Source organism: Limnohabitans sp. Rim8 (genome assembly GCF_945869175.1).
Lineage (GTDB): Bacteria > Pseudomonadota > Gammaproteobacteria > Burkholderiales > Burkholderiaceae_C > Limnohabitans_A.
In genome coordinates this window covers 27,722-40,629 of sequence record NZ_CAMBNZ010000006.1, presented here as the reverse complement: position 1 = coordinate 40,629, position 12,908 = coordinate 27,722, and the positions used below count along the sequence as shown (strand labels likewise).

Sequence of the window (12,908 nt, the reverse complement as noted above, 5' to 3'; positions counted from 1 at the left end):
CTCAACGGTTGACAAATTGTGGCGCGCGTTTGTTCAAAAATGCGTCCATGCCTTCTTTTTGGTCGGTCGTGGCGAACAAGCCGTGAAACAGTCGGCGCTCAAACATCACCCCATCGGTCAGTCCGCTTTCAAAGGCGCGGTTGACGCTTTCCTTGGCCGCCATCACCGACAGTTGGCCGTAGCCACAGACCATCAGGGCGGCACCCAGGGCTTCGTCCATCAATTTGTCCAGCGGCACCACGCGGCTGACCAAGCCACCGCGTTCGGCCTCGGCGGCGTCCATCATGCGGCCAGTCAGTACCAGGTCCATGGCCTTGGACTTGCCCAAGGCCCGCGGCAAGCGCTGCGTACCACCTGCGCCGGGAATGATGCCGATTTTGATTTCCGGTTGACCGAACTTGGCGTTGTCGGCAGCGATGATGAAGTCGCACATCATGGCCAGTTCGCAGCCGCCACCCAGTGCGAACCCACTCACGGCCGCGATCACAGGTTTGCGGATGCTGCGGATGGTTTCCCAATTGCGGGTGATGAAGTCTTGCTTGTAGACCTCGTTGAAGTTGTACTTGGCCATGGCCGAGATGTCGGCCCCAGCGGCAAAGGCTTTTTCACTGCCTGTGATGATCATGCAGCCAATCGCCTCGTCGGCGTCGAAGGCCTTCAGTGCGCTGCCCAGCTCGTCCATGAGCTGGCTGTTCAGGGCATTGAGTGCCTTGGGACGGTTCAAAGTGATGATGCCGACTTGGCCGCCTTCGGTGCGGACTTCGATGGTTTCGTAGCTCACGGACTTCTCCAAAAAAGGATTTCAAATTCAAAAGCCACTATAACCAGAGCACAGGCCGCGTTGCTGTCAAACAAAGCGCAGTCCAGGGCTCAAAAAAGTGGCCCACTAGGGGAAAACATTAGCCAACCGATCGGTCGGTTAATGGTAAATTCACCAGCTAAGGAGAAATGCCATGACCGAATCTGCGATGCCCACTGTGCTGTACGAAGAGCGCGGTGCTGTTGCCGTGATCACCTTCAACCGGCCCGCAGCGCTCAACAGTTTCACGCGCCAGATGCACAAGGACCTGTGGGCGGCCTTGGACAAGGCCGAAGCCAATCCTCTTGTGCGCGCCGCCGTGATCACGGGTGCTGGTCGTGGTTTTTGCGCAGGTGCTGATTTGTCGGACTTTGATTTCACGCCCGGCCCCGATCGTGTCCAACGGGCCGATCCTGGCCCCATCATCGAGCAGGCCTTCAACCCGAGCACACGCCGTTTGCAATCGCTGCGCATGCCCACCATCGCCGCCGTCAATGGTGTGGCCGCAGGTGCGGGCGCTTCAATGGCCATGGCGTGTGACATCGTGGTTGCCGCGCCAGGTGCCAGTTTCATTCAGGCCTTCAGCAAGATCGGCTTGATTCCCGACGCGGGGGGGAGTTGGCTGCTGGTCGAGCGCTTGGGCCTGGCCCGCGCCATGGCGCTGGCCATGACAGGCGACAAACTCACAGCTGAAAAAGCCAAGGAGTGGGGCATGATTTGGGAGGTGGCTGACGACGCATTGGCGGCCAGTTTGGCGATGGCCGAGCGCTTGGCACAAATGCCCACCAAGGCCTTGGTGGCTACTCGCGCCCTGCTGCAATCGGCCACCACCCGCACGCTGTCCCAGCAGTTGGATGCTGAGCGGGACACCCAGTCAGACTTGGGCCGCACACACGATTACTTTGAGGGGGTGCAAGCCTTCCTTGAAAAGCGTCCGGCTCAATTCAAAGGCGAGTGATGAGCGACCCCAAAGCACTGGCCCAGTTGGTGGGCGAGACCATGTTCGCGGTGGACGTGGCTTCCAAGGACACCATGGGCATGGAACTGCTGGCCTGCGAGCCTGGCCGCGCTGTGATCCGCATGGAGATCAAAGCACTGCATCTGAACGGGCATCAAATCTGCCACGGCGGCTTCATCTTCACCCTGGCCGACTCGACCTTTGCCTTCGCCTGCAACAGCTACAACAAGAACGCGGTGGCGGCGGGCTGCAGCATTGAGTTTTTGAAGCCCGGCAAGCTGGGCGACGTGTTGACCTGCGAAGGCAGGGAGCAGACCCTGAGCGGACGCCACGGCATTTACGACATGAAAGTCACCAACCAAAACGGCGAGGTGATCGCGATGTTCCGTGGCAAGAGCGCCCAGATCGCGGGCACTGTGGTCCCGCAATAAACCCATCAATTGGAAGTCGGGTGTCCAGCGCCGTCTTTCGCTGATCAAGTGGAGTGTTGAATGAGCCCCAAAGCTTTCCCCCTGGAGCCGATTGAAAAGGCCAGCATCGACGAGTTGCGCAGCCTGCAGCTCAAGCGTCTGCAGCAGACCTTGCAGCACGCTTATGCCCATTCGCCGGTGTACCGCGCCAAGTTCGACGCGGCAGGTGTGCACCCGAGTGATTGCAAAACGCTGGCCGATATCGCCAAGTTCCCTTTCACCACCAAGTCGGATCTGCGTGACAGTTATCCCTTTGGCATGTTGGCCGTGCCGCGCGAAAACTGCGCCCGCATTCATGCCTCGAGTGGCACCACGGGTAAGCCCACGGTGGTGGCTTACACCTTGAAAGACATCGACACCTGGTCAACCGTGGTCGCCCGCAGCATCCGCGCTGGTGGTGCCAAACCGGGGGACATGGTCCATGTGAGCTATGGCTATGGCCTGTTCACGGGGGGCATGGGCGCGCACTATGGCGCCGAAAAACTCGGCCTCACGGTCGTGCCCTTTGGCGGTGGCCAGACCGAACGCCAGGTTCAGTTGATCCAGGATTTCAAGTCCAACATCATCATGGTCACCCCCAGCTACATGCTGGCCATTGCCGATGAGTTCGAGCGGCAAGGCATCGACCCCCAGACCAGTTCGCTGCGCATCGGCATTTTCGGGGCCGAGCCCTGGACGAACGACATGCGCACCGCGATTGAAAAGCGCATGGCCATTGATGCGGTGGACATTTATGGCCTGTCTGAAGTGATGGGCCCAGGTGTGGCCAGTGAGTGCATCGAGACCAAAGACGGCCCGACCATCTGGGAAGACCATTTTTACCCCGAAATCATCCACCCCGAAACAGGCGAATCCGTGGCCGACGGCGAGATGGGGGAGTTGGTCTTCACCAGCCTCACCAAAGAAGCGCTGCCCATCATCCGCTACCGCACGCGCGACCTGACGCGCCTTTTACCCGGCACCGCGCGCACCATGCGCCGCATGGAAAAGATCACCGGCCGCAGCGACGACATGATGATCATTCGCGGCGTGAACGTGTTTCCCAGCCAGATTGAAGAACTGATCTTGAAGCGCATCGAACTGGCCCCGCACTACCAGTGCGTGCTCACCCGTGACGGACCGATGGACGATCTGAGGGTGCTGGTCGAGACCAAGCCCGGCGTGTCACCCGACAGCACCGAAGCCTGCGCTGCGGCCAAAATGCTGCAGCACGAGATCAAGGTCTACATCGGCTCGAGCGTGGCGATCGAGCTCAAGGGGGAGGGTGGCGTGGAGCGTAGCCAAGGCAAGGCCAAACGCGTGGTCGACTTGCGCGGGCAGCATTAAGCCGCAGGCCATCCCTTTTTCCGGTCAGCAGGCATCGCCAATGTCCAGCCGCTGGCCTGCGCAGGCACTTGGAGCGGCAGGCGCAACAACCGTTTGTCGCGTGAAACCAGTGCCGTGAGCTTGTGCTCTTGGCCCAGCAGGGCGGGCAAATCGTCCAGTTTGCCCAGTCGCCAGCTGCCGCCTTGGCCTTTGGCACCCACCTCCAGCCCCAGCCATTCGTCGCCTGCCGCCAGTCCTGCTGCTTCGGCGGCGCTGCCCCGCAACACGCCTCTGATCTGCACAATGCTCCCGGCTTCGCTCACGCGCAGGCCCAAACGTTGGGACATGGTGGCGATTTCGGCGCTGATCTTGACGCCTTGCCCGGACAGCAATTCGCGCAGGGGCAGGTCATGCGTGCTGTGCACCCAGTCGTGAATTTCGGTTTGCCAGTTGCGGCCGGTCAGGGCTTGGAGCTCGTCCAACAGGTCTTGCTCAAGCACCGGCCCCGCTTGACAGCGCTTCCAGAGACCACGCATCACAGCGTCCAGCGAATGGTGTTCCTGGCGCAACTTCAGATCCAGACACAGCGCCACCAGTGAGCCCTTGGTGTAGTAACTCACTGTGGCGTTGACGGTGTTTTCATCTTGTCGGTAGTACTTCACCCAAGCATCCAAGCTGGCTTGCGCCACGCTTTGCACATGGCGGCCCGGGGTTTGCTGGACTTGGGCGATGGTTTTGCCCAGCAGCTTGAGGTAAGTGGCGTCGTTGATCAGTTCTGCACGGCGCAGCAGCAAATCGTCGTAGTAACTGGTGAAACCCTCAAAAAACCAGAGCAGCTGCGTGTAGTTTTCCTGGGTGTAGTCGTAGCGCGCAAACGCATCGGGGCGCAGTTGCTTGACGTTCCAGGTGTGGAAGTATTCGTGGCTGATCAGGCCCAGCAGCGTGGTGTAGCCTTCGCCCGTGCGTGGGCTGGTTTGCCGCGGTAAGTCGGCGCGGTTGCAAATCAAGGCGGTGCTGTTGCGGTGCTCCAACCCGCCGTAGCCGTCGTGCACGGCGTTGAGCATGAAAAGATAATGTCTGTGTGGGGCTTTCTTTCCCGCCTGGGGACCCTTGCCGTGCCAAAAGCGGATTGCTGCCTCGCATATTTTTTGCGTGTCGGCCAACAGGCGTTTGCCGTCAAACGAGGGCAAGGCACCCGCCGCCACAAATCGGTGGGGAATGCCGCAGGCCGTGAAGCTGCCTGACCAGAACGTGCCCAATTCCACCGGGCAATCCACCAATTCGTCGTAGTCGCTCGCTTGGTAAAGGCCGAAGCCTTTTGGGTCGGTTTTGACCGGTTGCAAGCTTGTGGCGACCTGCCAGTCGGCATGGCCTTTCACCGGGGGCAATTGCAATTGATGAGGCAGCTGTTCTTGCCCGTGCACCCGCAAGCACAGGCTGGTGCCATTGAAAAAACCGCGCTGGCTGTCCAGCCATGCGGTGCGCACCGAGTTGTCGAAGGCGTAGACCTGGTAGCTCAAGACCAGAGCTTCGCCTCTCTTGCAGACCATGACCCAGGTGCATTTGTCACGCTGTGTCAGGTTGACCTTGCGTCGGCCTTGTTGGGCACGCAGGTTTTGCAGGTTTTTGGAAAACTCACGCACCAGATAGCTGCCCGGAATCCAAACGGGCAAGGACACGGTTTGCTCTGCGGCCGGTTGAGCAACCGTCAGGGTGACCTGGAACAGGTGCGCATGCAGGTCACTGGCTTCAATGCGGTAGTGGAGGGTGGTCATGGGTGTGGTGGGTCAGGTGGCGCCAGCCGCCAAAAAGCAGCTCAGGCTGGCCACGGTGGTCAGTTGCAAACGCATGTGCAACCAGGGGGCCAGGCCCGCTGCGGGCCAGGTTCGGCGGTCCATCACATAGCAGCCGATCAACACAAAGCCCAAGAGCGGTAAGCCTGCGAAGGCCGGCATCATCACGCCCACCCAGGCCAGCAAGGACGGGACCACACCCCAGGTGAAGTGGATGCGCGGTGCGCTGGGCGTGACCAAGGCATTGCGAAAACCCACACCCCAATGGATACCGCCCAAAAACGACACGATCACTGCGCCGTAGCCCTGCATCGACAGCGCCACATAGGGGTGCAAGTCCGGGCCCACCAGCCAAAGGCACAGCGCAAAAAACACAAACGGGATCAGACCGGCATAGCCCAGGCGACGGATCAGGTGCCAGGTGGGGTCTTCGGCTTGGGGGGTGTTCATCATTTGATTTCAGCCAGCATTTTTTCGACTTGGGCCATGGAGACAGCGCCGGGTACGCGGGTGCCATCGGCGAACAAGATCATCGGCGTGCCGGTGATGCGCATTTTTTGGCCAAAAGCCACGATGGTGTCTACAGCCGTTGCGTCGCAGTTGGCCGTAGCCGGTGTCGTGCCATGGATCATCCAGTCGTTCCAGACTTTGGCCTTGTCTTTGGCGCACCAAATATTTTTGGATTTCGTTTTCGAGTCTTCGCCCAAGATGGGGTAAAGAAAGTGGTAAATGGTCACGTTGTCCAGTTTTTGCAGGTCTTTTTCAAACCTTTTGCAATAGCCGCAATTGGGGTCGGCAAACACGGCCAGCTTGCGCTTGCCGTTGCCACGCACCTGGGTGAAGGCGGTTTTCAGAGGCAGTTGGTCGAAGGGGATGGACGAGAGCTTGTCGATGCGCTCTTCGGTCAGATTGCGTTTTTGTTTGACGTCAATCAGCGAGCCTTGGATCAAAAAGTTGCCTTCGGCATCGCTGTACATCACCTCGTTGCCCATGCGGACTTCGTACAGGCCATTCATGGGCGTTTTGCTGATTTCGTCGATTTTGGGTAAATTGCTCAGGCGTTCGCTCAGGTTTTTCCGGATGGTGGCCTCTTGTGCCATCAGGGCACCCCAAGACAATGTGATGGCCACCATCAGGGCCATTTTGGAGAGTGCAGGCTTCATCGGGGGCGCTTTCGGGTTCAAAGTTGTGTCAGTAGGGATCAGCTGTGGTTTTTGGCAGAAGGGCGATTGGCACTTTCACCCATGGCGCGCTGCGTCATCCAGTGTTTCAAGGGGCCGCTGCGGTCAAAGCCGCGCATGCCCCAGTTGCGCAAGTTTTGCCACACAGGGCCGGGCTGGGCAAACAGGCGCTGCAGGCCATCGGTCACCAAGCCCATGGCCTGCACATCGGTTTGACGGGCCCGCTCGTAACGGCGCAGCAGTTTGAGGTCGTGCAGGGGCCGCCAAAACTCTTTGGCCCGGATCACTTTCACCAGTTCGGCCACATCGGCCAAGCCCACGTTCAGGCCCTGGCCTGCCAGAGGGTGCAACGTGTGCGCAGCGTCCCCGGCCAAGGCGAACGACTGTTTGTTTACGCCAGGCATGGGCCCAGTCCAGCCTTTGGCACGTGCCAGTTGAAGTGGCCAAACCGACCGATCTGCCGACAGCTGCATGGGGCCCAAAGCTTGGCCGCAGGCTTGTGCTAACTCGTCGACAAACGCTTGAGCAGGCATATCGACAAGCGCTTGAGCCCGAAGCGGGTGCACCGACCAAACCAGCGCGACTTCCCGTCCGCCTTCACCGCCCAAAGGGAGCAAGGCCAACACTTCGGCCTGGGGCTTGGTCAATCCTGGTGCCTGGCTCCAGCCAAACCATTGCCTTGCCATGCCCTCGTGTGGGCGTTCGCACTGCAGGCGGGTGGCCACCGCGTGTTGTTCGTAATGCGTGATCTCGAAATGCACGCCCAGCTCGGTGCGAGTCTGGCTGGCACGGCCTTCGCACACCACGGTGAGCGGTACGGCGACCGGCGCTTGCACCACCTCAATTTGCGGCTGAAATTGCACGGCTTGTGCCAAAAGGGATTGGAGCACCGGAACGTCCACCATCCAATTGAGCTCGCCCACGCCCTGTTCGCGGGCATCGAATTTCAAATGGCCGCCGTGGTCACCCCAAATCTGCATCTGGTGCACCGGCGTGACAGCGGGACGGTCGGGCCAGCAACGGAGGTCTTGCAGCAGGGCCATGGCCTCGCCGTTGAGCGAGTAGGCGCGCACATCGACGCCCGGCGTGGAGGGCGAATCGACCAGAGCCACCTTGAACCTTTCGCGGGCCAACAAAAGGGCCAAGGTCCGGCCCACAATGCCAGCGCCACGGATGCAGATATCGTGTTGAGATGCCATGGGGGCATTGTAAGGAGGCCGGCCATCTCGCCCGGTGGCAGAGGACTTTGGGGTGGCGCCAGGGCTGGGTGGGCCAGCCGTTAAAATCGCTGGTTACCTTCCGAATCACCGAAAGTCTTCCATGAGCCTCAAATGTGGCATTGTGGGTTTGCCCAATGTGGGCAAGTCCACCCTTTTCAACGCCCTGACCAAAGCCGGTATTGCTGCGGAAAATTACCCCTTTTGCACGATCGAACCCAACACTGGCGTGGTCGAGGTGCCCGACCCGCGCCTGCAGCAATTGGCCGACATCATCACGCCAGAGCGCATCGTGCCTGCCATTGTCGAATTTGTGGATATTGCAGGTTTGGTGGCAGGGGCCAGCACGGGTGAAGGCCTGGGCAACAAGTTTTTGGCCCACATCCGAGAAACCGACGCCATCGTCAACGTGGTGCGCTGTTTTGAAGACGACAACGTGATCCACGTGGCCAACAAGGTGGACCCGATTGCCGACATCGAGGTGATCCAGACCGAGTTGTGCCTGGCCGATTTGGCCGCTGTCGAAAAAGCCATTCACCGCGTGAGCAAGATTGCCCGTTCTGGCGACAAGGAAGCCGTCAAGCAAATGGCGATTTTGGAGAAATGCCAGACCGCCCTGAACGACACCCAGCCGGTGCGCACCATCGACTTCAGCAAAGAAGAACGTGTCGAACTCAAACAGTTCTTCTTCATCACGGCCAAGCCCGCCATGTTTGTGGCCAACGTGTCGGAAGACGGCTTTGAGAACAACCCTTTCCTGGACCGCTTGAAGGCGTTTGCTGCCAAGCAAAACGCCCCCGTGGTGGCCATTTGCGCCAAGATTGAAGCCGAATTGTCCGAGATGGAGGATGCTGACCGGCTGGAGTTTTTGAAGGAATTGGGCCAGGACGAGCCCGGCTTGAACCGCCTGATCCGATCGGCTTACACCTTGCTGGGTTTGCAAACCTATTTCACCGCTGGCGTGAAAGAGGTGCGCGCCTGGACCATTCATGTGGGCGACACCGGTCCCCAAGCGGCTGGCGTGATCCACACCGACTTTGAAAAAGGCTACATCCGCGCCCAGACCATTGCGTTTGACGACTTCATCACCTTCAAGGGTGAGCAAGGCGCCAAGGACGCGGGCAAGATGCGCGCTGAAGGCAAGGACTATGTTGTGAAAGATGGTGACGTGATGAACTTTTTGTTCAGCTCTTGAAGACCGCGCATTGGCCCTCTGCCCCAAGAAAAAACCGCTCAACAGAGCGGTTTTTTCATGTGCAGCGCACACCCATTGGCCTCAAAGACCGGAGAGGTGGTTTTCGTTGTTCATGTTGCTCAAAAGCCGTTCTCGGCCTTTGAGCACATGGCGTTCTGCCGTTGATTTGGCTTTGGCCTTGGCACCTTTGGCGATGGCTTCATACAAAGTGCGGTGTTCGGCGTTGGACTGGCGCATATTGCCCGGCGCATTGAAATACGCTCGCCTGAAGAGGTGCATTTCCTTGATGTAATCGTCATAGGCGGCTTGGGCCCGCTGGTTGTTGGCCAACAACAGCACCAGCGTATGGAATTTCAGGTTCAGCTCGTAATAGAGATTGGCGTTCTCGGTCTCGCAGGCCATGTCCATGCTGTCAAGCAGTTGCTCAAACTGGGCTTTGTGGCTCTCGCCCAAGTGGTCGGTGGCGCGTTCTGCGGCAAAACCAAACACCAAGGCGCGCAGGTCGTACAGCTCGAGCATTTCACGCACCGATATTTGGCGCACAAACACCCCTCGATTGAGAACCGCCCTGACCAGTCCCCAACCCGTCAGCATGCGGATCGCTTCTCGCACCGGGCCTCGGCTGGTGCCCATGCGCAGCGCCAAGGCCGCTTCGTTCAGGCGATCACCAGGCTTGAGTTCACCGCTGAAAATCAGTTGCTTGAGTTGGTCTGCCACAAAAACGGGCAAACCCTGCTCGGGCTTTTCTCGGGCTGCGTTCATGGCTGGCGTGGTCGCTGGGAAAGGGCCTCATTAATCATGAAGTCATCCTACCTGAAGATCGCCGAAATCAGTCCCAATACGTCGCCAATGTGTCAACAATTATTGGAAATTGTTGACACTTTTATGGCTCCCGTCCACACTGGACAGATCACCAACCGTTGCCAATCTGCCAGTGTTTGTGCAAGTCGCGCTCATTTAGCCAGGATTTTCCCCATGCCACACCAACCCGCTTCTGAAGCGCTGTCTCGTTTTCGGGTGATCGACTTGACCCAAGTGCGTGCTGGCCCCACCGCCTGCCGCCAGTTGGCCGACTGGGGTGCCGATGTGGTGCAGGTGCAAATGCCCGAGCACATGCGTGGGGACGACACGCTGGGCGGGCAAGAAGGCTCTGACTACCAATACACCCACCGCAACAAGCGCTCGATCACACTCAACCTGAAAGAGCCCGAGGGCATTGCGTTGCTCAAACAATTGATTGCCAAGGCCGATGTGGTCGTCGAAAACTTTCGCCCCGACGTGAAATTCCGTTTGGGCATTGACTACGACAGCTTGAAACACGACAACCCCGGTCTGGTCTATGCCAGCATTTCGGGTTTTGGCCAAACCGGTCCTTTGGCCAGTCGGCCGGGCTTTGACCAGATTGCGCAGGGCATGGGCGGGCTGATGTCGGTCACCGGCATGGCCGAGCAAGGCCCCATGCGCGTGGGCATTCCGATTGCCGATTTGTGTGCGGGCATTTTTGCAGCGCAAGGCATTTTGGTGGCCTTGCTGGAGCGTGAAAAATCAGGACAAGGCCAGTGGCTGCACACCTCGCTGCTCGAGTCCATGGTTTACATGATGGATTTCCAGACCTCGCGCTGGCTGATCGACGAAGAGGTGGCGAAGCAGGCGGGTAACTTTCACCCCACCAGCATCCCCACTGGGGTCTACAAGGCGCGTGACGGTTACATGAACATCGCGGTGTTTGGCTCCAAGATCTGGGAGCGGTTTTGCGACATCCTGGAAGCACCGCAATGGGTCACCGACCCCCGTTACCGCGACAAGCCCAGCCGTTCTGTTCACCGCGACGCGTTGAACGCCGAGATCAACGAGCGTTTGGCCCACCGTGACCGGGCCTATTGGATCGAACGACTCAACGACGGTGGCGTCGCCTGCGGCCTCATCAACAGCATGGATGAGGTGTTCAATGAGCCGCAAATTCAGCACCTGAAAATGGTGAAACAAGTGGAGTCGGTGCACCAAGGCAGGCAGCGCTTGGTGGGACAGCCCATGCAGCTGGAGCGCACCCCCAGCACCATTGCCCGCGCCGCGCCGCGCCGCGGCGAGCACAGCGAAGAAATTTTGGGCGAATTGGGGCTGGATGCCCAGTCGCTCCAACAACTCAAATCCAAAGGAGTGTTCTGAATGTCTGATGTGGTCTACACCTCGCCCACCGAACGGGTCAACACCTGGCTGGAGGGCAGTACGCTCTTTGTCCAATTCAACAATGTGGTGCGGCACAACGCGCTCTCGGTGGACATGTGGGAGGCTGTGCCCGTGCTGCTGAATCAGGCCGAACACGACCCCCGTGTTCGCTTGGTGGTGTTCTCGGGTGCAGGCGAGAAAGCCTTTGTTTCGGGTGCCGATATTTCGCAATTTGAAGACATGCGCGCCGCACGCGAGGCCGTCACGCGCTACGAGCACATGGCCGAGACGGCGCTCATGGGGATTTACAATTTTTCCAAGCCCACGCTGGCCTGCATCCGGGGCTTTTGCATCGGTGGTGGCGTCAACGTGGCCATCAGCTGTGACATGCGCATTGCGGCCAGCGATGCGGTGTTCTCGGTCCCTGCCGCCCGTCTGGGCCTGGGTTACCGTTATTCGGCCATGAAAAACCTGGTCGACCTGATCGGCCCTGGTGCGGCCAAAGACCTGTTTTTCACGGCACGAAAAATCCATGCTCAAGAAGCACAAAGCTTGGGGTTGGTCACGCGGGTCTGTGCGCCCGAGGCCTTGCCCGATTTGCTGGCGGAATACACCAGCGCCTTGGCTGCCAACGCGCCCTTGACCATTCAGGCGGCCAAGGCCATCACCCGGGAAATCCTCAAACCCTCGACCGAGCTGGACATGGAGGTGTGCACCCAGCTCATTCGCGGCTGTTTTGACAGTGCCGACTATGCCGAAGGCCGCAAGGCCTTCATGGAAAAACGCCAACCCGTCTTCAAAGGCGAATGAAGTCCTCATGAAATCGTATTGGATGAACATCAACGAGGGTCTGGGCACCATGGACCTGCGCGAGGTGGACTTGCCCATGCCCGGCGCAGGCCAGGTGTTGGTCAAGCTGCACGCCGCTGCCCTGAATCGGGGCGAGTTGATTGTGGGCCATGGCCTGCTCGGCAAAGGGGGCAGCAAGCCCGCAGGCATGGAAGGGGCCGGGCAGATCGCTCAGCTGGGCAGCGACACCGGTGCTTGGCAGCTGGGCGATCGGGTGATGGGCAGATGCCCTGGTGCTTTTGCCGAATACGCCTTGATGGATGTGCGCGAAATCATGCGCGTGCCAGACAACTTGAGCTTGGAACAAGCGGCCGCCATTCCGCTGACTTTTTTGGTGACCTACGACCTTCTGGTGTTGCAAGGTCACTTGCAAGCCGATCAATGGCTTTTGATCAACGGGGTGTCTTCGGGGGTGGGGGTGGCCAGTTTGCAAATGGCCAAGGTCTTGGGGGCCAAGGTGATTGGCACCTCGGGCTCGCAGGCCAAGCTGGACCCATTGAAACCGCTGGGCTTGGATGTGGGCTTGTGCACCCGTGCGCCTGATTTTCACCAAGCGGTGTTGCAAGCGACGGATCAAAAAGGGGCCAACCTGGTGGTCAACACCGTCGGCGGAAGTGTTTTTTCCGAGAGCATGCGCTGCATGGCTTTTCAGGGCCGTCTGGGTTTTGTGGGCTATGTCGACAACACGTTGAGTGCCACCATTGACCTGGAAGCCCTGCACGCCAAGCGGCTGTGTCTTTTTGGCGTGTCCAACAAAAACCGCACACCCGCCCAGCGAGCCGATGGCATAGCCCAATTCACGGCGCAAATACTGCCCGCCTTTGCCGATGGCCGCATCCAGCCCCTGTTGGATCAAGTGTTTGAATTTGAGCAATTGGCCCAAGCCAAGGCCCGCATGGAAAGCAACCAGCACACCGGTAAGATCGTGCTGCGCATCGCCAAGCGGGATTGAAATTTCCTGAAAACTTTCAAATT

13 protein-coding genes are annotated in these 12,908 nt (G+C 59.2%); 7 read left to right on the top strand and 6 right to left on the bottom strand.

The features are described 5' to 3' along the window. Position 1 precedes the first annotated feature (1 nt). Complete coding sequence (locus Q0O19_RS01970) at positions 2–781, bottom strand: enoyl-CoA hydratase (RefSeq protein WP_295519610.1); 780 nt, start codon at positions 779–781, stop codon at positions 2–4. Between the two features lie 172 nt (positions 782–953). Here Q0O19_RS01970 and Q0O19_RS01965 point away from each other — a divergent pair, with 172 nt between their 5' ends. The 3 genes from Q0O19_RS01965 to paaK are packed head-to-tail and all read left to right on the top strand — an operon-like array spanning position 954 to position 3,553. Next, entirely contained in the window at positions 954–1,757 is an 804-nt protein-coding gene (locus Q0O19_RS01965; RefSeq protein WP_295519609.1) for an enoyl-CoA hydratase-related protein, read from the top strand. Beyond that, positions 1,757–2,188, top strand: a complete 432-nt coding sequence (gene paaI, locus Q0O19_RS01960; RefSeq protein WP_295519608.1) for a hydroxyphenylacetyl-CoA thioesterase PaaI — start codon at positions 1,757–1,759, stop codon at positions 2,186–2,188. Before Q0O19_RS01965 ends, paaI begins: the two co-directional genes overlap by 1 nt. Before the next feature lie 60 nt (positions 2,189–2,248). Further along, a complete protein-coding gene (paaK, locus tag Q0O19_RS01955; RefSeq protein WP_295519607.1) occupies positions 2,249–3,553 on the top strand; it encodes a phenylacetate--CoA ligase PaaK in 1,305 nt (434 codons plus the stop codon). Here paaK and Q0O19_RS01950 read toward each other — a convergent pair. From Q0O19_RS01950 to Q0O19_RS01935, 4 genes are read right to left on the bottom strand one after another with little or no spacing between them, the layout of a single operon-like run. Beyond that, the gene (locus tag Q0O19_RS01950) at positions 3,550–5,307 is read right to left on the bottom strand and encodes a peptidase M61 (protein WP_295519606.1); all 1,758 of its coding nucleotides are present in this window, start codon (positions 5,305–5,307) and stop codon (positions 3,550–3,552) included. The two genes, paaK and Q0O19_RS01950, sit on opposite strands and share 4 nt — an antisense overlap. Positions 5,308–5,319: 12 nt before the next feature. Beyond that, positions 5,320–5,775 (bottom strand): DUF3429 domain-containing protein, encoded by a 456-nt coding sequence (locus Q0O19_RS01945; RefSeq protein WP_295519605.1) that lies wholly within the window; start codon positions 5,773–5,775, stop codon positions 5,320–5,322. Beyond that, complete coding sequence (locus Q0O19_RS01940) at positions 5,775–6,488, bottom strand: DsbC family protein (protein ID WP_295519604.1); 714 nt, start codon at positions 6,486–6,488, stop codon at positions 5,775–5,777. The genes Q0O19_RS01945 and Q0O19_RS01940 overlap by 1 nt, the downstream gene beginning before the upstream one ends. Before the next feature lie 38 nt (positions 6,489–6,526). After that, positions 6,527–7,705 carry an FAD-dependent monooxygenase gene (locus Q0O19_RS01935; RefSeq protein ID WP_295519603.1) on the bottom strand — a complete coding sequence of 393 codons (1,179 nt, stop codon included), beginning with the start codon at positions 7,703–7,705 and terminating at the stop codon, positions 6,527–6,529. Between the two features lie 121 nt (positions 7,706–7,826). On the opposite strand from Q0O19_RS01935, the gene ychF reads away from it, so the two are divergent. Beyond that, positions 7,827–8,918, top strand: a complete 1,092-nt coding sequence (gene ychF, locus Q0O19_RS01930) for a redox-regulated ATPase YchF (protein ID WP_295519602.1) — start codon at positions 7,827–7,829, stop codon at positions 8,916–8,918. Positions 8,919–8,999: 81 nt separating this feature from the next. On the opposite strand, the gene Q0O19_RS01925 is transcribed toward ychF, so the two are convergent. After that, positions 9,000–9,680: an FCD domain-containing protein gene (locus Q0O19_RS01925; protein ID WP_295519601.1), complete on the bottom strand. Its 681-nt coding sequence runs from the start codon at positions 9,678–9,680 to the stop codon at positions 9,000–9,002. Between the two features lie 213 nt (positions 9,681–9,893). Here Q0O19_RS01925 and Q0O19_RS01920 point away from each other — a divergent pair, with 213 nt between their 5' ends. From Q0O19_RS01920 to Q0O19_RS01910, 3 genes are read left to right on the top strand one after another with little or no spacing between them, the layout of a single operon-like run. Continuing rightward, positions 9,894–11,084 carry a CaiB/BaiF CoA-transferase family protein gene (locus Q0O19_RS01920; RefSeq protein WP_295519600.1) on the top strand — a complete coding sequence of 397 codons (1,191 nt, stop codon included), beginning with the start codon at positions 9,894–9,896 and terminating at the stop codon, positions 11,082–11,084. After that, positions 11,085–11,894 carry an enoyl-CoA hydratase gene (locus tag Q0O19_RS01915; protein ID WP_295519599.1) on the top strand — a complete coding sequence of 270 codons (810 nt, stop codon included), beginning with the start codon at positions 11,085–11,087 and terminating at the stop codon, positions 11,892–11,894. It abuts the gene before it with no gap. A gap of 7 nt (positions 11,895–11,901) precedes the next feature. Beyond that, the gene (locus tag Q0O19_RS01910) at positions 11,902–12,885 is read left to right on the top strand and encodes a zinc-binding dehydrogenase (RefSeq protein WP_295519598.1); all 984 of its coding nucleotides are present in this window, start codon (positions 11,902–11,904) and stop codon (positions 12,883–12,885) included. Positions 12,886–12,908: the final 23 nt, after the last annotated feature.